Source organism: Lactobacillus sp. RTP31084st1_F9_RTP31084_210423, from assembly GCF_040919545.1.
GTDB classification, from domain to species: domain Bacteria; phylum Bacillota; class Bacilli; order Lactobacillales; family Lactobacillaceae; genus Lactobacillus; species Lactobacillus paragasseri.
Window position 1 is genome coordinate 644,618 of record NZ_JBCOVH010000001.1, and the last position, 22,806, is coordinate 667,423.

At 34.1% G+C, this 22,806-nt stretch carries 25 protein-coding genes; 7 read left to right on the forward strand and 18 right to left on the reverse strand.

The features are described from left to right. Positions 1-21: 21 nt before the first annotated feature. Together pyrR and AB5359_RS03215 are read right to left on the reverse strand one after the other, a co-directional pair. Complete coding sequence (gene pyrR, locus AB5359_RS03210) at positions 22-564, reverse strand: bifunctional pyr operon transcriptional regulator/uracil phosphoribosyltransferase PyrR (protein WP_048686882.1); 543 nt, start codon at positions 562-564, stop codon at positions 22-24. A 169-nt stretch (positions 565-733) separates the two neighbouring features. Further along, complete coding sequence (locus AB5359_RS03215) at positions 734-1,657, reverse strand: dihydroorotate dehydrogenase (RefSeq protein ID WP_048686880.1); 924 nt, start codon at positions 1,655-1,657, stop codon at positions 734-736. A gap of 251 nt (positions 1,658-1,908) precedes the next feature. On the opposite strand from AB5359_RS03215, the gene pyrF reads away from it, so the two are divergent. Next, positions 1,909-2,616, forward strand: coding sequence for an orotidine-5'-phosphate decarboxylase (pyrF, locus tag AB5359_RS03220; protein ID WP_048686878.1), 708 nt, complete (start codon positions 1,909-1,911; stop codon positions 2,614-2,616). Between the two features lies 1 nt (position 2,617). After that, positions 2,618-3,256 carry an orotate phosphoribosyltransferase gene (gene pyrE / locus AB5359_RS03225; RefSeq protein ID WP_048686876.1) on the forward strand — a complete coding sequence of 213 codons (639 nt, stop codon included), beginning with the start codon at positions 2,618-2,620 and terminating at the stop codon, positions 3,254-3,256. 61 nt (positions 3,257-3,317) lie between these two features. Here pyrE and AB5359_RS03230 read toward each other — a convergent pair whose 3' ends face one another. Then, positions 3,318-4,802, reverse strand: coding sequence for an FAD-dependent oxidoreductase (locus tag AB5359_RS03230; protein ID WP_368287193.1), 1,485 nt, complete (start codon positions 4,800-4,802; stop codon positions 3,318-3,320). Positions 4,803-4,904: 102 nt separating this feature from the next. Here AB5359_RS03230 and AB5359_RS03235 point away from each other — a divergent pair, with 102 nt between their 5' ends. Next, positions 4,905-5,744 carry a LysR family transcriptional regulator gene (locus tag AB5359_RS03235; protein WP_048686871.1) on the forward strand — a complete coding sequence of 280 codons (840 nt, stop codon included), beginning with the start codon at positions 4,905-4,907 and terminating at the stop codon, positions 5,742-5,744. 155 nt (positions 5,745-5,899) lie between these two features. Then, entirely contained in the window at positions 5,900-7,495 is a 1,596-nt protein-coding gene (locus AB5359_RS03240; RefSeq protein ID WP_048686869.1) for an Mbeg1-like protein, read from the forward strand. 40 nt (positions 7,496-7,535) lie between these two features. Here the strand turns inward: AB5359_RS03240 and AB5359_RS03245 are convergent, their stop codons facing one another. Both AB5359_RS03245 and AB5359_RS03250 read right to left on the reverse strand, forming a co-directional pair. Continuing rightward, on the reverse strand, positions 7,536-8,357 hold the full coding sequence (locus AB5359_RS03245; RefSeq protein WP_048686866.1) for a Cof-type HAD-IIB family hydrolase: 822 nt from the start codon (positions 8,355-8,357) through the stop codon (positions 7,536-7,538). A gap of 4 nt (positions 8,358-8,361) precedes the next feature. Further along, positions 8,362-9,390, reverse strand: coding sequence for a YdcF family protein (locus AB5359_RS03250; protein ID WP_048686865.1), 1,029 nt, complete (start codon positions 9,388-9,390; stop codon positions 8,362-8,364). A 129-nt stretch (positions 9,391-9,519) separates the two neighbouring features. Between AB5359_RS03250 and AB5359_RS03255 the strand changes: the two genes are divergently transcribed. After that, positions 9,520-9,846, forward strand: a complete 327-nt coding sequence (locus tag AB5359_RS03255) for a heavy metal-binding domain-containing protein (protein ID WP_003648959.1) — start codon at positions 9,520-9,522, stop codon at positions 9,844-9,846. 29 nt (positions 9,847-9,875) lie between these two features. On the opposite strand, the gene AB5359_RS03260 is transcribed toward AB5359_RS03255, so the two are convergent. Genes AB5359_RS03260 through AB5359_RS03270 form a run of 3 tightly spaced genes read right to left on the reverse strand, consistent with a single transcriptional unit; the run spans position 9,876 to position 12,972 of the window. Beyond that, complete coding sequence (locus AB5359_RS03260) at positions 9,876-11,267, reverse strand: RsmB/NOP family class I SAM-dependent RNA methyltransferase (RefSeq protein ID WP_048686863.1); 1,392 nt, start codon at positions 11,265-11,267, stop codon at positions 9,876-9,878. After that, the gene (locus tag AB5359_RS03265; protein WP_039156805.1) at positions 11,267-12,244 is read right to left on the reverse strand and encodes a hypothetical protein; all 978 of its coding nucleotides are present in this window, start codon (positions 12,242-12,244) and stop codon (positions 11,267-11,269) included. Before AB5359_RS03265 ends, AB5359_RS03260 begins: the two co-directional genes overlap by 1 nt. Next, complete coding sequence (locus tag AB5359_RS03270) at positions 12,244-12,972, reverse strand: SAM-dependent methyltransferase (protein WP_065425549.1); 729 nt, start codon at positions 12,970-12,972, stop codon at positions 12,244-12,246. The genes AB5359_RS03265 and AB5359_RS03270 overlap by 1 nt, the downstream gene beginning before the upstream one ends. Positions 12,973-13,062: 90 nt before the next feature. Here AB5359_RS03270 and lepB point away from each other — a divergent pair, with 90 nt between their 5' ends. Beyond that, complete coding sequence (lepB, locus tag AB5359_RS03275; RefSeq protein ID WP_048686859.1) at positions 13,063-13,635, forward strand: signal peptidase I; 573 nt, start codon at positions 13,063-13,065, stop codon at positions 13,633-13,635. A 27-nt stretch (positions 13,636-13,662) separates the two neighbouring features. After that, positions 13,663-13,848 (forward strand): LBP_cg2779 family protein, encoded by a 186-nt coding sequence (locus AB5359_RS03280; protein ID WP_003648964.1) that lies wholly within the window; start codon positions 13,663-13,665, stop codon positions 13,846-13,848. Positions 13,849-13,919: 71 nt separating this feature from the next. Here AB5359_RS03280 and AB5359_RS03285 read toward each other — a convergent pair whose 3' ends face one another. The 10 genes from AB5359_RS03285 to dnaG all read right to left on the reverse strand — a co-directional run bounded on the left by AB5359_RS03285 (position 13,920) and on the right by dnaG (position 22,789). Further along, positions 13,920-14,480, reverse strand: a complete 561-nt coding sequence (locus tag AB5359_RS03285) for a hypothetical protein (RefSeq protein WP_319493836.1) — start codon at positions 14,478-14,480, stop codon at positions 13,920-13,922. Between the two features lie 52 nt (positions 14,481-14,532). Beyond that, positions 14,533-14,757, reverse strand: a complete 225-nt coding sequence (locus AB5359_RS03290) for a hypothetical protein (protein ID WP_269261270.1) — start codon at positions 14,755-14,757, stop codon at positions 14,533-14,535. Between the two features lie 9 nt (positions 14,758-14,766). After that, a complete protein-coding gene (locus tag AB5359_RS03295) occupies positions 14,767-15,585 on the reverse strand; it encodes a hypothetical protein (protein ID WP_048686855.1) in 819 nt (272 codons plus the stop codon). 2 nt (positions 15,586-15,587) lie between these two features. Then, positions 15,588-16,295 carry an ABC transporter ATP-binding protein gene (locus AB5359_RS03300; protein WP_003648967.1) on the reverse strand — a complete coding sequence of 236 codons (708 nt, stop codon included), beginning with the start codon at positions 16,293-16,295 and terminating at the stop codon, positions 15,588-15,590. Position 16,296: 1 nt separating this feature from the next. After that, positions 16,297-16,665: a GntR family transcriptional regulator gene (locus AB5359_RS03305; protein ID WP_003648968.1), complete on the reverse strand. Its 369-nt coding sequence runs from the start codon at positions 16,663-16,665 to the stop codon at positions 16,297-16,299. Between the two features lie 312 nt (positions 16,666-16,977). Next, positions 16,978-18,225, reverse strand: coding sequence for a peptidase T (gene pepT, locus AB5359_RS03310; RefSeq protein WP_020807309.1), 1,248 nt, complete (start codon positions 18,223-18,225; stop codon positions 16,978-16,980). Positions 18,226-18,236: 11 nt separating this feature from the next. Then, positions 18,237-19,034, reverse strand: a complete 798-nt coding sequence (locus tag AB5359_RS03315) for a Nif3-like dinuclear metal center hexameric protein (protein WP_048686852.1) — start codon at positions 19,032-19,034, stop codon at positions 18,237-18,239. Then, positions 19,031-19,744, reverse strand: a complete 714-nt coding sequence (locus AB5359_RS03320; protein ID WP_048687098.1) for a class I SAM-dependent methyltransferase — start codon at positions 19,742-19,744, stop codon at positions 19,031-19,033. Before AB5359_RS03320 ends, AB5359_RS03315 begins: the two co-directional genes overlap by 4 nt. A 93-nt stretch (positions 19,745-19,837) precedes the next feature. Next, positions 19,838-20,959, reverse strand: a complete 1,122-nt coding sequence (gene rpoD / locus AB5359_RS03325) for an RNA polymerase sigma factor RpoD (RefSeq protein WP_003647189.1) — start codon at positions 20,957-20,959, stop codon at positions 19,838-19,840. Positions 20,960-20,974: 15 nt separating this feature from the next. Then, on the reverse strand, positions 20,975-22,789 hold the full coding sequence (gene dnaG, locus AB5359_RS03330) for a DNA primase (RefSeq protein ID WP_048686848.1): 1,815 nt from the start codon (positions 22,787-22,789) through the stop codon (positions 20,975-20,977). Positions 22,790-22,806: the final 17 nt, after the last annotated feature.

The window sequence follows — 22,806 nt, forward strand, 5'->3', positions numbered from 1 at the left end:
TATTAAATTAATATTTCTAAACTATTTTGGTAAAGACTTCAATTCAACCGAATCCTTACCGTCTTTTTCTACCATGTTAACAGCAACTTGTTCGTCAGTTGCTGTTGGAATATTTTTGCCAACAAAATCAGCGCGAATCGGCAATTCCCGGTGGCCACGATCTACTAAAACCGCAACTTTAATTGAACTAGGACGTCCATCGTCCATTAAAGCGTCCATTGCTGCTCGAATTGTACGACCAGTATAGATTACGTCATCAATTAAGATAACCTTCTTATCGTTAATATCAACGCTTATTTTATTTGAATTAATTACTGGATCTTGCTTCAAGGACGCATCATGACGATCATCACGGTAAAGTGTGATGTCTAGTTCATCAACTGGCACATCAACGTCTTCTAACTTTTGAATACGATCATGAATTCTCTTAGCTAAGTAAACACCACGCGTTTTGATACCGATCAAAACCAGACTATCTGTTCCTTTATTTTGTTCAATAATTTCATAAGTAATTCGAGTTAGTGCACGCTTCATTGCTAATGCATCCCAAATTTCCTTTGCCATCTTTTACCCTCCTGATCTTGCCCATGAAAAAAGCTCCTAGTATCAGAGACTAGGAGCTTAGAGTAAAGTCAATACTTATTTAAGCCTGCCTTGCTAGCCTCACGGGACTAATTTTAAAGGACATTCATTGCTTTAAAATTACTGTAAATTATCTTCTTTGTCAAGCAATTTAATTAAATTCAACTTGATTAACAAGATCATTAATATTGTCAATACCTAGTTTTTCTAATTCATTAGGCAATTCATCAGCAATATGTTTTGATGCAATACTGTCTTTAAAATGAGCTGTTCCAACCGCAACAGCATTAGCACCAGCAAGCATAAATTTGATTACGTCTTGAGCTGAACTAATTCCACCCATTCCAATAATTGGCAAACTTGTACTTTGACGAACTTGGTGAACCATTCTAAGCGCAACTGGCTTAACTGCTTCTCCAGAAAGACCACCAACATTGTGACCTAAAACAGGTTTTCTTGTTTTAATATCAATATCCATCCCTAAAAGAGTATTAATTAGGGACAAACCATCTGCACCGCCCTTTTCAGCAGCTTTAGCAATTTGTATGATATCAGTAACATTTGGAGTTAGTTTCACATAAATAGGAACATTAGTAACTGCCTTAATTTTCTTTGTTAAAGATTCAACTACATCTGGATGAACACCAAAACTCATACCGCCTTGGTTTACGTTAGGACAAGAAACATTAATCTCTAAAGCATTAACTAAACCTGAATCAGATAATTTTTGGGCTACTTCAACATAACCTGTTTCATCTTCCCCACCAACACTAGCCATGATTGGTAAAGCAGGATAACTTTGACGTAAAGGCGCTAACTTATCTTTAATTACCGCATCAACTCCAGGATTCGTTAATCCAACTGAATTTAAAACTCCAGTATCTAAAACAGCTATTTGTGGCTGAGGATTGCCTGTTGTTGCATGAGGAGTAGTAGTCTTAATGACCATTGCTCCTAAATCATTTAAATCAAACTTCTTAGCTGCTGGAACATCTCCAAAGCCAAAAGTTCCACTTGCTGGCATAACTGGATTCTTTAAATCTAATCCTGGTAATTTTACATGCGTATTAATCATATTTTCCTCCAAAATGAATGCTCACGGTCATTCGATTATTTTTCAAGAACTGATTGTACACGCTTTTTTGTTTTTTTCAAAGTTAAAAATTTTATTTGTAATTCTTGACCGAAGGTGCTAAACTTCATTTTGATTAAACTTTAAACGGTACAGAGAGACCGCAAGTTAAAAATTATTGGCTTAAATTATCTGGGAAAGTCTATACCTAGTGTCTCTCTGCGCTCGGTGTAGACTTTTTTTATGGAGGAAAAATGACAAGACCAGTTATCGTTGCCTTAGATTTAGACAATGAAAAGAAATTAAATGCACTCTTACCTAAGTTAGGCAAACCAGAAAATGTTTTTATTAAAATTGGAATGGAACTCTTTTTCAATGAAGGTCCTGCAATTGTTAGAAATTTATCTGAGCAAGGCTATCAAATTTTCTTAGATTTAAAAATGAGTGATATACCTAATACTGTTTACAATGGGGCTAAAGCCCTAGCTCAATTAGGAATCACTTATACTACAGTTCATGCTCTTGGCGGCAGTCAAATGATTAAAGCAGCAAAAGAAGGTTTAATTGCTGGCACACCTGTCGGTAAAAACATCCCTAAATTATTAGCTGTTACAGAATTAACTTCAATTTCTGATGATATTTTGCACGAAGAACAAAATTGTAATTTATCAATGAAGCAGCAGGTTTTAAGTCTAGCTGAAACTGCTAAAAAGGCTGGCGCTGATGGAGTAATTTGTTCACCGCTAGAAGTTAAGAATTTGCGTCAAAATGTTGGTGACGACTTTTTATACGTAACTCCTGGCATTCGCCCAGCAGGAAATGCCAAAGATGATCAGTCTAGAGTAGCTACGCCAGCCCAGGCAAAAGAATGGGGTTCAACCGCGATTGTAGTGGGACGTCCGATTACCCTAGCAACTAATCCAGAAGCAGCATATGAAGCAATTAAGAAGGAGTTCAACTAAAATGCATAAAGATCAAATTATCAGCCAATTAATCCAAGAAAAAATTATTACTATTTCACCTGATAAACCATTTACATACGCAAGCGGGATGCTTTCACCAATCTATACCGATTTACGCTTAACTGTTTCCTATCCCGAATTGCGTGACATGATCGCTAGCGACTTAGCCAATTTAATTGCAAAAGAATTTCCTGAATCAACAATTGTCGGAGGTGTTGCAACAGCAGGAATTCCACATGCTGCTTTAGTTGCTGAAAAATTGCACCTACCAATGATTTACGTTAGACCCAAGCCAAAAGATCATGGAAAAGGTCGTCAAATTGAAGGCCGCTTCTCAGAAAATGATAAGATCGTTTTGATTGATGATTTAATTACTACTGGTGGCTCAGTCCTTAATGCAGTTAAAGCCACAGAAAAAGATGGTGGTCATGTTGCTGGTGTTTCTTCAATTTTCACTTATTACTTACCAGATGCCAAAGAAAACTTTAAAAAGGCAAATGTAAAATATGCACCACTTCTTTCCTACCCTGAATTGCTGAAGAAAGAAAACGAGTCTGGTCATATTACTAGTGAACAATATGATATTTTGAAGACTTGGCATAAAGATCCATGGGCTTGGGGTAAAAAGTTCAATAATTAATACAAATATTTGAAAAAGCAGAGATGATAGACAACGATTACATCCCTGCTTTTTTTGTTTATTAAGCGTTTTTTACAAATTCACTTGCATGCTCGCCAGCAATTCTTCCCGAATTCCAAGCAAAGGCATTACTTAATCCTTCAATAGTAGGATATGAAGAGTCAAACAAACCCGAGGCATTATTTCCAACTGCATAAATACCAGGAATCACTTTTCTTTTAATATTTAAAGCCTCAAAATTCTCAGTTACAAATCCTCCACCAACAGTTCCCAAAGTAGTCGAATTGGCTCTTACTGCATAAAATGGACCATCTTGAACTTTTACATTCATGAATTTACTGTTTTTGTAAAAATCAGCATCTTTACCATTTTCTACTAGTTGATTATATCGGTTTATCTCAAGTGTTAACGTATTAGGATCAACATCTATTTTTTCAGCAAGTTCTTTAAAAGTTCCTGCTTTAAAAGCCGCTCCTTCAGAAATTGCTTCTTGCAAATCTTCTTCAATACTAGTAAATGGCCCAACTTTATGAGTCATTGGTTTTCCATCTAACAACCTAAAAGTACGTTCAAATGAATTAGTCCAGTTAAGTGACTCTTTCTTTAAATAATCAACTAGCTTTTGATCTATTAAGAAATAATAATAGCCACCATTCGCATAAACAGTATCACCCCAAAGAGCAAAGTCATATACTATATCCTCATTCGTAAATCTTTTACCCTCATTATTAATCCATAAAAATGGAAGATTGGTTAAGGTAAATATGGTATCGTTATGCCATTTTATATTATTCTTTGAAAAAACTGTAGTGGCATGATTTTCAAAAATACGCTTATAATCATTCACACCGCCCACTTCTTTCAGCATGCGTAATCCATCACCAGTTGCTTTTCTTTCACCCATAGAATATAAATTATCTGGATCAATTGCCAAGCTTTTACTGATCTCTTCCTTATTACCGACAAAACCACCATCGGCTAAAATGACAGCTTTAGTTGCTAAAGTCATGCTCCTTCCTTTGCTAATAACTTCAATTCCAGTTACTTTATTATTTTCATTTCTAATAATTTTATTACCCGTAGTTTCCGTCATTAAGACCCCGCCGGCTTTAATAAAATTATTCATTACTCTCTTAAAGCCATTAAATTTATCAATAAATTGATGGTAAGTTCTTGGATGATTTTGATGTACTTCTTGCGTATTAGTTACTAATTCAGTCTCTAGTCCATTATTTTTCATCCATTGAATAGTTGACGCGGACTTCTCTAAAATCAGCTTAGTCATTTTAGCGTTTGAAGAATGATGCGTATAATTAATGATCTCTTCATAAGCATCTTGGATACTATATTTTTCTCCACTTGCCTTTTGTGCAGCACTTTCAACTGCAAACAATCCTTGTGCACCGAACATACCGGCACCACCAAATTTATCTCCCTTTTCAAGTAAAGCAACTTTTGCACCACTTTGAGCAGCAGCTAGGGCAGCACTTATACCCGAAGCACCAGCACCTACAACAACAATATCGTATTTTTCCATATCCGACACCTCATTTCTATTCTTATTATATGAGTTTCTTAAACTTTAGCTTTCTATATTGTACTGACGCAGAGTAAAGGTTAGACTTAACTCTGAAAGGGCTTAAAAAACATGTATACTCAAGAATTAAATACATTCATTACTGTAGCAGAACTGGGAAGTTTTTCTGCAGCATCGAGAAAATTATATATTTCAAAATCAGCTATTATGCAGCAAATTAATTTACTAGAAAAAAAGATAGATTGCATTCTTTTTGATCGAAATTCGCATGGCGTGTATTTAACTGAAGCCGGGAAAATCTTTTTAATTCAAGCTCGAAAAATACAGCATCTTTTTATAGAAACTAATAAAATTATGCAAAATTATAAAAATACAATTATCGTTGGAACGGGTTATCTTAGTACAACTAATTTTCTTGAAGATTACTGGAATAAGTTTTCTAAAAATCAATCATTCAAGCTTCAATTTAAAGAAATTCAAGATTATGAAAATATTTCTAGTGATATCGATTTAATTGAAACTATTTATGCCAGCCAGCCTATACCTAAACAAAATTTCCTGTTCAAGAAAGTTTCAACTTCTCCTCTCTTAATAGGAGTTCCTCCCAGAAACAGATTAGCCACTAAAGAAAACATAAGTATGCCTGATTTAAATAATCAAACTATCTTACTCATTAAGAAAAATATCTTTAGCAAAACTTCAGAAATCGAAACTTATTTGACAAAACATTGCAAAAATATCAAGATTCAAACTTATGCCATCTATAACAGGGCAACTGTTAATGAAGCTTTAATAAATAATAAATTAATATTGGTGCCAAAATCTCTTTCTGACTTTTGTAGACCTTTTATTTTGAAAACAGTTAAATGGAATTTTAATGTAGATGTTGGCTTTTTCTATCGTACTAATGCTAATAAATTGACACACGATTTTATCGATTATATTTCTTGATAAAATCCATACTTCAAAGTTAATTAATCGCTTTATTTTGCTTGTGTTAGACTTAAGAAGAGTAAGTCATTTTCTTTTTTATTAGCATTTTGTTAATAAAAAATACAACATTTTTATTTATAATAATTGTAACTAGCAGAAAGGATGGATGAAATATGGATACAAATAATATTTTGTCTTACATAAAATGGCGTGGCGATATTTCCCTTTCTGCACGACCATTTGACGAAGTAGATGCATTAGTAATTGCCACATTTTCTTATATTCATCTCGATGGTATCGTCCCTGACTCTAATAAAGAAGTTTCAATTAAAGACGTTGCCCAAAAATATTTTAATTCATCAAATCAAAACTTAGATCACTACAAGTATCAAGATTTACTGAAATTAATGGCTAACTCAGTTCGGTTTGGGGATGCCAAATTATCTTATTTTGCTGATGTTCTAACTGACCGCATTCAATTTTCTGCGATAAAAATTAGTTTAGATAATGATACTAATTTTATTTCTTTTCGTGGTACTGACGATACATTAGTTGGCTGGAAAGAAGATTTTGAAATTAGTTTTAGAACTACTGGAGCTCAAAAATATGCATTGAAATACCTCACAAATATTCTTAAAACTACCAATCAAGTATATAGTCTCGCAGGACATTCTAAAGGTGGTAATCTAGCTGAATATGCGGCAGTTAACTTACCAGATGATCTAAAAGAAAATATTGACACTATTTATACTTTTGATAGTCCCGGACTTAGTACACAAGTTGATGGCGTAACCGATAAATTAAAACGCTATGTTCCAGAATTCAGTATTATTGGACGATTGTTTGAGCCAGAAAATATTACCCCAACCATTTTAGTCAGTGATCGGTCCAAACTTGCTCAGCATGATCCAATGAGTTGGGAAGTTTCAGGCTCTCATTTTATTACTAGAAACCATAGAAACCCTACTTCTAAAATATATAATCAAATTATCAATCAATGGATTGGCGAAGCAAATCTACAGGAGCGAGAAGCCTTAACTAATGATTTATTCAGCGCGTTTGCTGCAAGTGGCGCAACCAAAATTACTGAGCTTAATAAAAATGGTTTTGGCGGTTTTGGCGCAATACTTTTTTCACTTACAGATTCTTCAAGAAGAACTAGATTCGTGTTAGGTAGTTTATGGGAAACCATTTGGCGTAGTATTAAAGCAACGCATCTCGAAAAACTTTTTATTAATACTAATTCAATTATCGGTTGGGTTTTAATTCTTCTTGGTATTGTTGATCTCACAATTCCTGATTACGCTTATCGCGCGTTTGGTGGCTTAGTTGCCCTCTTTTGCGTAGGTTGGAGTGGTTATCACATTGTTGAGACCGCAAATTCTCATCTTTTGCCTAAACCCAAAAGATTCTTCATTATTTCCTACCTAATAGTTTTTGGCCTTGCAATTGCAATTATTTCAAATAATCGCTTGCTTAACTTCTTAGCTCATTACGTTTTAGGTATCTTCTTAATTGGTTTTGCATACGTAAGATTACGTAGCGTAATTGTTAAAAATAAGAAAAATGGAATCTTTAGAAATATTATTGATGTCCTAGAAAGTTTGATCGCTTTTGCTGCAGGAATTATTGTGATTATAAATCCAAATTACTTTAGTCGGCAGGCAGTAATTAGCTTAGGAATTTTATTAATTATTTATGGCTTTTTCCAACTAGTAATGGAATTATTCAAGCAAAGAAAACTACGTATGCCATCTAAACATCGCTAAAGATACAAAAAGCTTTCGGAAAATCTATTCCGAAAGCCTTTTATTTTTCTTGCAAAACTTTTTCAATCGCTGCAGCAGCCCCATCATGATCACAATCTTTTGTAACCATTTGAGCATTATCTTTTACAGACGTTACCGCGTTTCCCATAGCTACACCAATTCCAGCATATTTAATCATACTTAAATCGTTCTCTTCATCCCCAATAGCCATTATATTTTCACTAGTTAAATTCAATTTTTGACACAGAATTTTCAATGCATTTCCTTTTGAAACACCCTTGGGGTTAGCTTCATAGTAAAATGGGGCAGTTTTTGTAAATGTAATTTTATCGTCTAAATGCGCAAATGGCGTATGATCTGCAATTTTTTTATCCAAGTATTTTTGTTCATCAACGTACATGCACTTAATAATTGGCACATCTTTCATCTCAGCAGGAGTCCGATAAGAAATGCCTAAATTAACCAAATTAGCTTCGTATAGCGTAAAGTCTCCGATATCTCGATCGGCTGTATAAATACGATCTGGAGCAGAAGCATGAAAATGCAGCCCTAATTTTAAAGCTATTGTTTCTAAATCAAGGTAATTGTCATAGGTCAATTTCTTTTCAAATAAAACACTGCCAGAAGTTGTTTCAACTACGCCGCCTCCAAAGCAAACGACATATTCGTCATTTTGATTAGCCAAGTCTAATTCATGCAAAATTTGCCTTACACCGCTTAATGGCCTTCCAGTTGCAATCACAATCTTAATTCCAGCTTTTCTCGCCATTAAAATTGCATTCTTCACTCCCCTGGTCAGCTGTTTTTGAGAATTCAACAAAGTTCCATCAACATCAATTGCAATTACCTTAATTTCATTCATTCTCTTACCTCAACAAAGCTCCTAACAAAACAACTAAGCCAATACAACCAACCACACTCAACTGTAAACGCCAAGTAATCGTTAAATAAGCAATAAACTCCCGCACAAATGCATTTAGAGTAAAATACCATTTGGTTTTAGCTCCATAGCCAATGCAATCTAGCCCCATTCTCTTAGCTAAAACTAATGCGCGATACACATGATAAGAATTTGTGACAATTGCAAAATGTGAATCAGCTTTCATTAACTTATGTGAAAAAGCTAAATTTTGTCTAGTTGTCTTTGACTTATCTTCAACAATAATATCTTGTTTAGAGATTCCCTTTTCTTCGGCATATTTTGCCATTGCAGCTGCTTCAGGAATTTCTTCTCTTGGTCCCTGTCCACCTGACATAATAATTTTTGAACCTGGATTATTACGGTAAATCTCAATTCCACGGTTAATTCTAGCTGCAAGCAGCGGTGTCACTTTTTTTCCAATTAAACCAGCACCTAAAACTACGATATAATTTAATTTTTTTATCTTAAAATTAATCAGATTAATCCATGAAGTCAAAGTATACATCATCATAATAAAAATTAAATAAATGATGGTCAAATTAACAAATAAATACAAGTAGGTACCAAAATTATTGCGCGTTAATCGTCCAACTACAGGGAATAAGAATAAGTAAGCAATAATTCCAATTCCCATTGCTAATGATAAAAAGTTAGTCCAGCGATTACCTTCCCGAATTAAAATTTTAATTCCATTATAAATAAACATCACTATTAAAACTGCAATAAAGGCAAAGACCAAAACCATCAATGCAATTAAAATCACTGCAAAAACAAGTAGAACAAATTGGTGTGTAATTGGAAAAACCTCTGCTGCAATCATTAAGCTAACTACTGTGAGTAAACCGAAAGTTATTATTGTCCAAACTAACGTCATCCCTGACCACAGACTTCGTCTTTCATGGGTCAATACCCAAACAAAGGTTGCTAAAGCCAGCAAAAACAAAATTAATACAATTGAAAATGATAAGATCACTTATCATTTCACCACCTTAATGTAACGTAAATATCTCTAGATGTCCCCTTTTCTTAATTATACAAAATAAATTGTACTGATACGTTTGCTTCAGTATAATTAAGAAAATATTTTTAGGGAGGAATCAATATGACAGATCAACTTTTAGTAACAACCACTGAAAACATTCCCAACCAAAAATACGAAATTATTGGTGAAGTTTTCGGTGTAACTACTCAATCAAAGAATGCTATTCGCGATTTTGGTGCTGGATTGAAAAGTATTGTTGGTGGTGAAATCAAAGCCTACACATCCATGCTAACTGAATCAAGAGATCAAGCAATTAATCGTCTTCGCCAAAATGCAGCAGATTTAGGGGCAGATGCTGTAGTAATGATGCGGTTTGACTCAGGATCTATTGCAGGCGATATGCAATCAGTAGTTGCTTACGGAACTGCTGTTAAATTTATTGATTAGCTAAAAAGACTGACATTAGTCAGTCTTTTTTATTTTCTTAAGCCTTTAGGGTAGAAATTCTTCAAAATTTGATCATTGCCGATTTTTCCAAAACTAAAGATGTGATTTTGATATGCGACTAAAACAAAACCTCGCAATTCACTATTTACCTTAATAGTTTCACCATGTAGATAATGTTCATAATCAGTTTCATTTTTCAAATTGAGCAATTGCTTTTGCTCTTTTTGACCTAAAACTTCAGCTAACTGATGACTAGGTTCAAAGCGTTTTTTCTTAAGTAGGCCTAATTCAACACCATTATTTAAAATGTGTAATTCATTTAATAATTCTGGATCAACAGCTGGGACAAAAACATGACCATTACTTTGTAAAACTGTTTTCTGCCAATTTTCTAAACTATCTGGCAATACAAAATTATCTAAAACTTTTGCTACTGTTGTAATTTCACCCTTAGTTAAACGCGTAATAGAGCTCTTTTTCTGATGTTTTTTCTTTCTCTTCTTAACTTTACCTGAAGCATCTTCAACTGCTTCAGTACTTCTTAAATGGGCTATAAATTGACCTTCACCAACTCCATTCTGAAACCAAAGTCTAACTGTATCTTTTAATTCAGGCAAATTAGACTTTGACCAATCTGATTTACCCATTGACATTCCTGGATATAACTTTAAAGGTTCGATTTTTAAATGGTAGTTTTCAACTAACCAAGCAACTATTTCTTCATCTTCTTCTGGAGAATAGGTACAAGTAGAATAAACCAATTCACCGCCTGCCTTTAACATTTTCATTGCTTGTGTCAGAATTTCTTTCTGTCTTGCCTGACAAGTTAAGACATATTCTGGAGACCAGTACTGCATTGCTGCAGGATCTTTTCTAAACATTCCTTCACCAGAACAAGGTGCATCAACCAGAATCTTATCAAAAAAATTGGGTAACTTTTTTGATAAACGTTCAGGACTCTCATTTGTAACTACAACATTTGTAGCTCCCCACCGCTCCAAATTTTCACGTAAATCTTTAGCTCGACTCTTTGAAATTTCATTAGCCACTAAAAGTCCTTTATTTTCTAAAAAACTTGCTAGTGCAGTTGATTTACCACCGGGTGCAGCACATAAATCAAGTACCTTTTCTCCAGGTTTTACATTAAGGGCAACGGCTGGATACATCGCTGATGGGTCTTGAGAATAAACATAACCGCTAGTCCACTCACTGTCACGTCCCGAAATTCCACCATAATAACCATCACTAGTAAATTCAATGGGGTCTGCAAGACTATATTGGACATCGTGATAATTATTCTTTAAAGGATTTAATCGAAATCCCTTCTTACTAGAACTATCAATTGCTGCAAAAAATTTATTGCTCTCTTCTTCTCCAAGCAAATTTTGATATTTCTTAATAAATTCAAACGGTAATGACATTATTTTTCCTTCTTAATTTTTATCGCAAGTAGCATCAACACGTATGTAATAATCTGCATAGCAAATACAACTAAAAATAAAATATAAAGTTGACTATGATTAGAATAAAACTTCCAAGTCTGTAATCCTAAACTAGTTAACAAAACTACAATTCCGTTTGCCAAGAAAAAACGTAGTCCAGAATCAGCCAATAAGTGAGCCCAGATTTTTCCAGGTACAAATTTTAGGTTTACCGGATTTTCAGCTAAAACAGCAGCTATAGCTGCAACTACAAGAGCAATTACCACACACAAGATAGCTGCAATTAGTTTCTTAGTAGGACTAATTCCATGCTGTCTATTGTAAGTTTTACTGAAATCTTTAGTCTGCATGTTTCCTTTTAAATACGCATGCATAGAATTAGCTTCGTTTTTGTTTAAACCATCTACTACGATCTTATAATTAGTAATTGACTCTTTGGCAGTGGGCTGATTAATCCCTGTTGAAAGATAATAAACTGCTTGTCCATTTTGACTTTCGTTATTTCTCTTTAATTCACCAATAATGGTTACATAATCATTATTTTCTTTTAGATAATGATTATTTTGTAAAGTTACAACTTTACTTTTGGTATCCGCTGAAATAACTGCAAAAGGAATTGATCCATCAAAGTCGCTTTTAGTAAAGTAACGCGAGCTTCCTTTGGCCAATGGTTGACTCTTTAAATTATAATTAGCCCAAATTAATACTCGATCTGGAATATAATCTGATTCAAAATGAATCTGCACTTTATCATGAGCAAAATTTTTATTTACATAGTTTAATAACTGCTTAATATTATGCTTTTTCTTAGATTTAAAAACATAATATGTACTCGACAAACCATTATTATTCAAAACTTGGTCAGCTCTTTGAGATTGCTGGCGAGATAAAATCATCCCTAATCCCAAAAAGGCTACAAAAGAAATTATTAAAAGAATAAGTCGTTTTAGTTTCATTATTTTATTTCAAAAACCTTTTCGTTAATAAAATCAAAGCTTTGAAAGCTGCGATTAATTTTCGTATTAGTCCTACATTTTGCTTTCTGCCAAAAATAAGTAGAATTTGTAGCACCATTTTTTTCGCCAATAAACAATAACACTGGTTGATGATCAAGACTACGATATAAATCAAGAATCTTTAAATCATCTTCGCCAAAATTAGGCGCCCAGGAGCAAATGATCAGATCAACTTCAGGATGCTTTTTAATTGCACTTAAGGCATCCAGATTCTCTGTTGCAAAAATCGGAGCTTCTCCGGTTGTTGAACTTTTAGCCCAAGAAAAAGAATCACTTGCTGTTGCCTTTATCCCCACCTGACTTAAAGCCTTCGACCAATATGCATTTCCTGCCATAATTTCTAAGCTTGATTTAACATGATACTCTTGCTTAATTAACCTAGCTGTTTCTAAGTTTGGCAAAGACCAAACTCCATATTCTCTTGAAAGAAAACTTCGAAAATTATTAAGTAAATTATTTGCTTCTTGGGCTTTATCTTTATTTCCAATTTTATCTATCATTATATCTAAGCTATCAGGTAAAAATCCAAGTGAATTAGGTGATTTTGGTAAAATCTTTTTTTGCTGAATATTGGCAATTATATTATTAATTATGTCAACTTGTCTATGAAGAGGTAAATAATTCAGTTCTCTGTCTAATTGATTGAGTTTAATTTGATACTGTTTCATTTGATACATTCCCTATGAAATGATTTTACCATTCAAAATTAATAAAAACAGGTATAATAAAAGTGATGTAAGCATTAAGGAGCAAAAATTATGTCAAAACATAAAACTGAATCGGCTGAATCGCTTGGTCATTGGCTCCTGCAGGTATTCATTCTAGCAATTGTAATTTTTGGTTTATATATTTTTATGTTCCACGTATTACTTGCTAATGAAACTATCACTGGACCATCAATGCAGCCAACCTTTGAGAATAATGATCGAATCATTGCAGTAAGACATTCTAAGCTCTCACGTGGTGATATTGTGATTTTACGAGCGCCAGATCAACCAGACGCACTTTATATTAAGAGAATTATCGGAGTGCCTGGAGACAGCATTAAATCAAAAAATGATGTAATGTATATTAATGGAAAGCCAATCAAAGAGCCGTACTTAACAGAATACAAGAAAAAGCTTGCTAAGGGTCAACTATACACCAATAATTTCAGCCTGCAGCAGCTTTATCATGTAAAGCGAGTACCAAAAGACTGTTATTTCGTAATGGGCGATCACCGGAATGTTTCAAAAGATTCACGGATGTTTGGCTTTATCAAGAAAAAAGATATTGTTGGTGAGGTCAAATTACGATATTTCCCATTTGATCAAATACAATGGTTTAAATAGATTTTTTTAGAAAGTGTGAATTATAAAATGAGTCCTGAAGAATTATCCGATGCAATTATTGAGTTTGAAGTTAAAAATAATGTCAACGATACAGCGCTTGCTTTCTCAAGTCACCTATCTGTAGAAAAATTGCATGCGATGAAGACTGGCGAAGCTAAGTACACAATGGAAGAAGCTGAACAAGTTTTAGATTATATTCAAGCTAATTCTTAATTTAAAATTACTGGCAGCAAAAAAAGGAATAGGGTTTTGAAAACAAATTTTCAAAATCTTATTCCTTTTTCTTATATCTTCGCTTCATGATACTTACGCAGAAGTACGACATTAATTGCAATCAGAATTATATCAACTGCTAAAACAACTGCCATGGTCAGATAATTACCAGTTAGATCAGACCTAACGTCAATAGCATCTTTACCTAAAGTTGTTAAAAACATTCCATTTTGTAAAAATCCTGTCACTGAATCCATGACGAACCAATAAACATTAATTAAGAATATTAATCCGATGCAAGTTAGCGAAACAACTACAAGGAAGTAAACTAGTTTACTTATCTTTTCTGGCAAGAAATCGCTAACTATTTTTCCAGTAAAGTTAATTAAACTAACCGCAAGATAAATAAAAATTCCAATTAAAATCAGCAAAACAATAACTGAAATCAAATCTGTTATATGGATATCTTGCCATAACTTTCCTTCACCAATTGAGCCGAAATTTTTAAATGTCGTTTTCCAAAACTCGTTTGTGCCAATTATTGGTAAACCTGCAATTAATATCATTGCTAATTGAATAACTACTAAATATAAGCCATCAACAATTGCAGAAAACAAATTTGCAAGTAGCAAGGTACTTTCCTTGATTGGTGCTAAACGCCAAGTCTGAGAGGCATAAACTTGTTCATTTTTTTCTACTTGATAGAAATAAGTAAGCTACATCAAACAAAGGTGTAATAGTAATAAACGAAATTAGGAAATATGCCTTACTTTCACCTTCAAAAGCAGAATAAAATAGTGCCCAAAAACCAAGCAGAATACCAACTACTATTTGTAAAAATACAAGACGCCGAACTAGTCGTACCTTATTTTTAGTTAATTCTTTAAATATTGATGAAAAAGACGTCATTTGGCATCCCTACTTTCCCTCATGGAAGTCCTTCAAAAGCCAGATATTAATTGAACCTAAGATAATATCAATTAAGGCCATCATTAAATTACCTTCAGCAAATGCAACTAGCCCATTACTTGTTTCGCCCCAACGTAATTGATTTAGTAAACTGCCTAAATTGTTTGTTAATACAATAAAGATAAAAATCAAAACGATCATAATCACGAAACGAATTAACTTACTATGCTTATCAGGAAGAAAATCAGTGATTGTTCTACTTGAAAGATTAAGTGTTGTTACAATGCTATAAACTAAAATTGCAAATAATAAAAATGCTAATAATGCACTTAGCATTTCTCCGATTGGAAATGAATCAGAGAGCTTTTTCCAAAAGTCACCTGCCTGGCTTGACTTAGAGATAGCTTGATTAATTTCCCAGATATTGGTTCTTACATCATTACTTATTAACGCTGGTAAAAATGTAACAACGCCCATTCCAATTTGGATTAAAACTAAGTAAAGTCCGTTAACAATAGCTGATAATATATTAGCTAAGTAAAACTTACTTGATGAGATTGGAACTAAGCGCCAAGTTTGTGAGCTATATTCTTTCTCATTTTGCCAAGCAGAGAGCACTACATAAGCCATATCTGCCAAAGGGGCAAAAGTGAAGACCATTACAAACCAGGCTATTGGTTTATCTTGATTAGAAAATGCACCGCCATTTGAAAATAATGCCCAGAGTGCGAAAACGGAGGCTGCTACCAATTGCAAGAGAGCCAGTAAATAAACGCTGCGACGTTTCTTTTTACCCATTTGATTAAATAATGCTTTAAAAGTAGTCATGTTTATTCAGCTCCTTCATCTGCATATAAGCTTTCATAGTATTCCTCAATACTATGTCCCTTTGCTCTAATATCATCTGCTGAGAGATGACTAGCGATTTTCTTATCTTTTACAATTACAACTTCATCTAAAATCGTCGTAATTTCATTTACGAAGTGATCAGAAATAACAATAGTGCTATCTGGGCTCTTCCAAAGTAAGATTGAATTAATAATTCTTTTTCTAGCCATTGGATCAATTCCAGAAAACGGTTCATCAAGTAAGTATAATTTTGCTTCTCGACTCAAAGTTAGCGCAATTTCAAGTTTTTCGCGCATACCACGTGATAATTGTCCTAACTTCATATCGTTGTTGAGTTTCATAAATGAACGTAGCTGTTCAAATTTACTACTATCAAAATCAACAAATAATTTTTGATAAAATTCTTCTACCTCGCCAACCTTAGTAGAATCGCTTAAACCTTTTAGGTTATCTGTCATAGCAATGTTAGCCTTGCGGTAAACTTCACTGCCATCGCCATTAAGAAGTACTTCTCCTTGATAATGTTTGGCAATTCCTACAATCACTCTCATCAAAGTAGTCTTACCGGCACCATTTTCACCCAAAAGCGCAATAATCTTACCAGAATCAACGTCTAAATTTACATCTTCAAGAATAGTTTTTAAATTTTTGCGATATGTTAATCCTTTTACCTCAAGTAGTTTACTCATTTTAATCTCCCTTCTTCTCTTCTATGAACTTTTTAAGCTCCTCAAGCGTCTTTTCTGGAGTTAGGCCCAATTGTGCTGTGCTTTCTAGAAATTCGCTCATTGTGTCCTTAATTAGCTCTCTACGCTTTTGTAAAATCAGCTCTGTATCCGTTGTAACGAATGATCCCAGTCCTCTTCGAACTTCAAGAATACCTTCAGTATTCATTTGGTTAAGTGCTCGTTGAACAGTATTTACATTTACAGTTAGATCAACGGCTAATTGGCGAACTGAAGGAACTTTCTCTCCTGGCTTTATTTTGCCCAGAGCGATTTGTCGGTAAAGATACTTTTCAATTTGAACATAAATTGGAATATTATCTTGGAATTGCAATCTTTACACCTTCTTCACTAGTGTATGGTTTATCTATTACACTAATATAATACCAACATCTATTTTTAAATACAAGTTATATTTTTGTTTCACAGTTTTAAAATTATATTTTTTAATAAAAAAATAGCAGACAAAATGCTTATATTTCAAGCTTTTTATCTGCTATTTAGCAGGTTAATAGTATCAGTGTAAAACTATTTTTAATTTTTAATTAATTTATAAATGTTGATATTTGTACAACTAAGCAAGTTCAAGAAAAATAAAAAGTAATGAATTTAATCAAAAATAGTTAAAAATTGTTTCACTTACTATTTATTTCTTATTTCTCTCAACATTCAATTGATTGATCTTACGTAAAACATCCACAGCTTTCCACATACTTTCGAGAACAGTATATTCATATCTACCATGCATGTTTTCTTCACCAGCAAAAAGATTTGGACAAGGCAAGCCCATATAAGTTAATTGTGAACCATCAGTACCGCCACGAACTGGATCTTCATTGACAGTAAGACCTTCAGCCTTATAAGCATCTCTAGCTAAATCAACAATCTCCATATGCTTTTCTAATTCATCAGCCATATTGTAATATTGATCCCACATCTTAAGCTTAATTCTCTCACTGCCAAATTCGTCATTCATCTTCTTAACGATGTCTTTAACCAGATTTTTTCTTCTTTCAAGTCCATCGCGTTCAAAATCACGAATAATATAATCCATATGTGCTGAATCAACAGTTCCATCAAAATTCATTAAGTGGAAAAATCCTTCTCGACCATCAGTGTGTTCTGGACGATCATGTTCAGGTAATTGATTATGGAAATCAATCCCAACCTGAATTGCGTTGATCATTTGTCCCTTTGCTACTGCTGGGTGAACATTTACTCCTTGAATATCTAAGCCAAATTGAGCTGCTGAAAACGTACCCCAGTCAAGTTTTCCTGGTGCTTCACCATCAACTGTATAAGCAAAATCTGCTCCAAATTCTTCAACATCAAAATGTTCTGCTCCGGTTCCAATTTCTTCATCTGGAGTAAAAGCTAATTTAATTTCACCGTGTTTTTCTTCGGGATGTTCCATCAAGTATTCCGCAAAAGTCATAAGTTCTGAAATACCACACTTGTCATCCCCACCAAGTAAAGTATCGCCAGAAGCTGAAATAATAGTTTGACCCTTATAATTTTTTAAATGCGGAAAGACTTCAGGATCTAAGTAAAACTCACTATTACCTAGTTGAATCTTGGATTTACCGTCATAATTTTCAGTAATTTGTGGTTTCACATCAACTGAATTAAAATCAGCTGTATCACAGTGTGCTAACAAGCCAAATGTTGGCACCTTATAGTCAATATTTGACGGAATAGTAGCAATTACACAGCCACTTTTTTGATTATAATGAACATCTTTAAGGCCTAATTCCTCTAGGTCCTTCATAATTACATTCTTTTGAAAGTTTTCTTCTCTTTCAGTTGATGGAAAACGGTCTGAATGCTCATCAGATCGTGAGTTTACTTTAACGTATTTTAAAAATCTTGGTAGTAAAGTTGGATATTCTGTCATTTTAATCTCCCCTAAAATAAATCTTGAAATGGATTAGTAGATACTTCTGATATTACTACAGGCACATTCCAATTATAGTCCTTATTCCACTTTTCAAGACGCTCGCCTACTTTATATTTAAAGAGCTTCTCAGTATAGTGACCTGGATCAACTACTGTTAAACCTGCAGATATCATATCATGCCCAACGTGATAATATACATCACCAGTAATAAATGCATCGACACCATCTACCAATGCCTGGCGCCAAAATTTGCCACCATCACCACAAATAAATGCTACAGTAGAAATTATTTTATCATTATCAGCAGTGATTAATCTTGCCATTGGAATTTGCATTTTATCTTTCACGTAGTAAGCAAATTCTTTAGCGGTCATTGATTTAGGTAATTTTCCTTTTCGACCAATTGCGATTCCATCAGCATCTAAAGCAAAGGGTTCAACATCTCTTAACTCTAATTCTTCTGCTTGCCAATCAGCTGAGCCATTTTGAGCTTTATCAGAATTAGTATGAATTGAATATACAGTAATACCGTTAGCAATTAATTTGCCATACATTGCATTTTGAGGATCAGAAAAGTCCAAATTCTTTGCTGGTCTGAACATTACCGGATGATGACTAATGATCAAATCAACGCCCTTTTCAATTGCTTCATCTACTACCTGAGGACGAACATCCAAAGTAGTCATTACCTTAGTAACTTCAGCATCTATCGATCCGATTTGCATTCCAACTGGATCACCTTCAGAAGCAATTTCTTCTGGAAAATCTTCTCTTAACCGTTTTACAATATCTGCTACTTTTGTCATTTCAACACTTCCTCAATCATTTTAATTAAGTCATTTATTTTGTTGATCTTATCCTCATCTTTATTCTTAGCCTTATTCAAATTAGCCTTTAAATTTTGATAGTATTTAAGTTGATTAGTCCACTTTTTAATAAAAACAAGATTCTTTTCTTTTAATAAAAATGGACCAAATGCCAATTCCTGCTCAGATAAATCATGCTTGTTTGTCTTAATTTCTGCCTTAATTATTTCATAAATATGGCCAGCCACTTCAATAATTTGCTCAGCAACAATTTCATATTGATGATCCATCAACCACTTTCTTACTAATGGTTCACCAATATTAGCTTCCAAAATTAAGGTTGGATACTTTTTACCTTCTTGATAAGCCGTTTCTAAAAGATTAGTCATCAGCTTTCCGCCCATTCCCGCGATTACCACGGTATCAATTCGATCTTCAGCCTTTAAAGTCTCTAAGCCTGATCCTAATCTTGTTTCAATTTTATTTTCTAAACCTGCTTGTTCAATATCTTGTTTTGCATTATTTAAAGGACCTGCAGCAACGTCGCTTGCAATCGCAAAATCTATTTTTCCTTCTTTTACTAATGCAATTGGCAAATACGCATGGTCGGTACCAATATCAGCCAATCGGCTTTCAGGATCTACCATTTTACCAATTTGAGCTAGTCTTTCTTCTAACACACTCTCACCTCTTACTAAAAATTTTAGCATAGATGGCTTAAAACTTACTTGAAAATATTTTATAAGAAACAAGCCTTGTAGCAATTTTACGATTACTACAAGGCTTGTCATCATATAAATATCTTAATCTAAGAAATCTTTCAATTGATTTGAACGACTTGGGTGACGTAACTTACGCAAAGCTTTAGCTTCAATCTGTCTGATACGTTCACGAGTTACTCCAAATACCTTACCAACTTCTTCAAGAGTACGAGTACGTCCATCATCTAGACCGAAACGTAAACGCAACACATTTTCTTCACGGTCAGTTAAGGTATCAAGAACTTCCTCAAGTTGTTCCTTCAATAGTTCATAAGAAGCATGTTGTTCTGGACTTGTGGCATCCTTATCCTCAATAAAGTCACCTAAGTGAGAATCATCTTCTTCACCAATTGGAGTTTCAAGAGAAACAGGTTCTTGTGCGATCTTCAAGATTTCACGAACCTTATCAGTTGGCATGTCCATTTCAGCACCAATTTCTTCTGGAGTTGGTTCTCTACCTAAATCTTGCAAAAGTTGTCTTTGAATTCTAATCAACTTGTTGATTGTTTCAACCATGTGAACTGGAATACGAATAGTTCTAGCTTGGTCAGCGATTGCACGAGTAATTGCCTGTCTAATCCACCAAGTTGCATAAGTTGAGAACTTGAATCCTAAACGATAGTCAAACTTGTCAACAGCTTTCATTAAGCCCATGTTACCTTCTTGAATTAAGTCTAAGAAGGACATTCCACGACCAACATAACGCTTGGCAATAGAAACAACCAAACGTAAGTTAGCTTCAGCAAGTTCTTGCTTCGCTTCTTCGTCGCCAGCTTCAATTCGCTTAGCTAAGGCAATTTCTTGGTCCGCATTCAACAACGAAACACGTCCAATTTCTTTCAAATACATCCGCACTGGATCGTTCATTCTTACACTTGAAGGTGCAGACATATCCTTTAATTCAGCTTTTTCAACATCTTTTTGTTTCTTTAAAGCTAATTTAGAAGGTTCGCCTTTTTCATCAACGATACTAATTCCATTGTCTTCAAATTCTTGAACAAGTTGATCTACCGCTTTTCCTTGAAGATTATATGGCTTAATTAGTTGAGCAGTAAATTCTTTTTCAGTGATTTGTTTATCTTTTTTAACTTCCTTAACAACTTCCTTGACTTTCTTATCAAGTGTCATTGTTGCTTCTTTTTTGGTAGTCTTACTCTCTGCCATGTAAAAAAGCCCCCTCTAAAACTTCTTTCTTCTTAACGCAATTACTTTTTGCGCTATTTCAAGCTCCAAACTATTATCTTGTTTTCTTTGAGCTTCCTTTAATTGACTAAGCAAGTCGTTTAATTGCTCATCAATCTTGCTCTTTTCCAATGCCCTTAATTGATCATCTAACTCACGCTTAGAATAATCAGGAGGCATCGGAATCATTTCCATATTAATAATTATACCTTGAAGTTCCTCAGGAATAAAATCAATAAAACCCTTCACTTCTGCTTCATCATGGGTTTGATGATATTTTAGCCAAAATTCTGCTAATTTTGCATAACGCTCCTCCGGGAATAAAAACTGCTGACTTAAAAGGTAATCTCTTGCTTCATCACTATGTATAAATAGGTACAGTAAGCGATCTAAAGCTGGATTTCTAGTTTCACTATCAGTTCCTGCTTGAGCCTCTTTAGGCTCTGCTGATTCACTTACATTCTCCATTAATGTAGATGCTTGATAAGCTTGCTGGTGATTTCTAGCTCTTTGTAATTTTCGTCTCTCACGTACAAAAGTCACTTTAAGAGATTCACGAGTTACGCCAGTTTGACGTGCCAATTTATCAAGATACAAATCAGCAGCTACAGGATCATTTAATCCTGCAATCATTTGGACAGCTGCTGTTATATAAGCTAGTTTTTCTCGATCATTATGCAAATTATACTGATTTGCTAATCTTTCAAGTAAAAAATCTGTTGAACTAAGAGCACCTGCAACTTCTGCACGGTATTTTTCTTTTCCATATTTTTTTACATATTCATCTGGATCAAGATTTTCTGGTAAAACAATTATTCCTAAATTAAAGCCTTGAACTTGCCCAAATAATTTTGTTGCACGTTCAGCAGCATGAATACCGGGTGGATCTCCATCATAGTTAACCAAAATATTAGGTGTAATTCGCCTTAGCATATAAACTTGCTCGGTCGTTAAGCTGGTTCCCATTGAAGCTACACCAGACTGAATGCCAGCTTTATAAGCAGCAATAACATCCATGTAGCCTTCATAAAGAATCAAATGTTTTTCACTTCTAGCTGCTTTTTTTGCTTCAGCAAAATGAAATAACAGTTTAGATTTATTAAAAATCTTAGTTTCTGGACTATTCATATATTTAGCAATAGTTTTATCATTGCTAATTCTTCGACCAGAAAAACCAACTGTATAGCCTGATTCATCCCCTAAAGGAAACATCAAACGATCACGAAAGCGGTCAAACAATTGACCATCTTGCGATTCAACAAATAACCCACTTTCTCTTAGATCATCATCAGTGTAATCTTTCTGTTTTAGATAAGTAAGGAGAATATTATCACTATCTGGTGCATACCCTACCTTAAAATGCTTTAGCAAGTCATCGGTTAATTCACGCTTTCTGGCATAATTAAGCGCTCTTTCGCCAACTTTGGTAGTTAGCAGAATATGTTGGTAAAATTCCGTTGCCTGCCGATACATCTTCTTTAATGGACTAAGTGACTTGGCTGCTTCTCCGTAACCTTCTGGCATCTGAAGATGCGCCAATTCAGCCACTTTTTTAACACTTTCAGGAAAAGTAAGATGATCCTGATACATTAAAAACTTAAATACATTTCCGCCTTTGCCGCATCCAAAGCACTTAAAAAACTGCTTACCTTCACTAACAGTAAAAGATGGCGTTTTTTCTTGGTGGAAGGGACAAAGTCCTAGATAGTCTTTACCCTTTTTTTCTAAAGAAACATATTGACTTATTACATCAACAATATCGACAGAATTGCGAACTTCATCGATAAATTGTTCAGGAATACGTCCTGCCATCAATGGATCATCCCAAT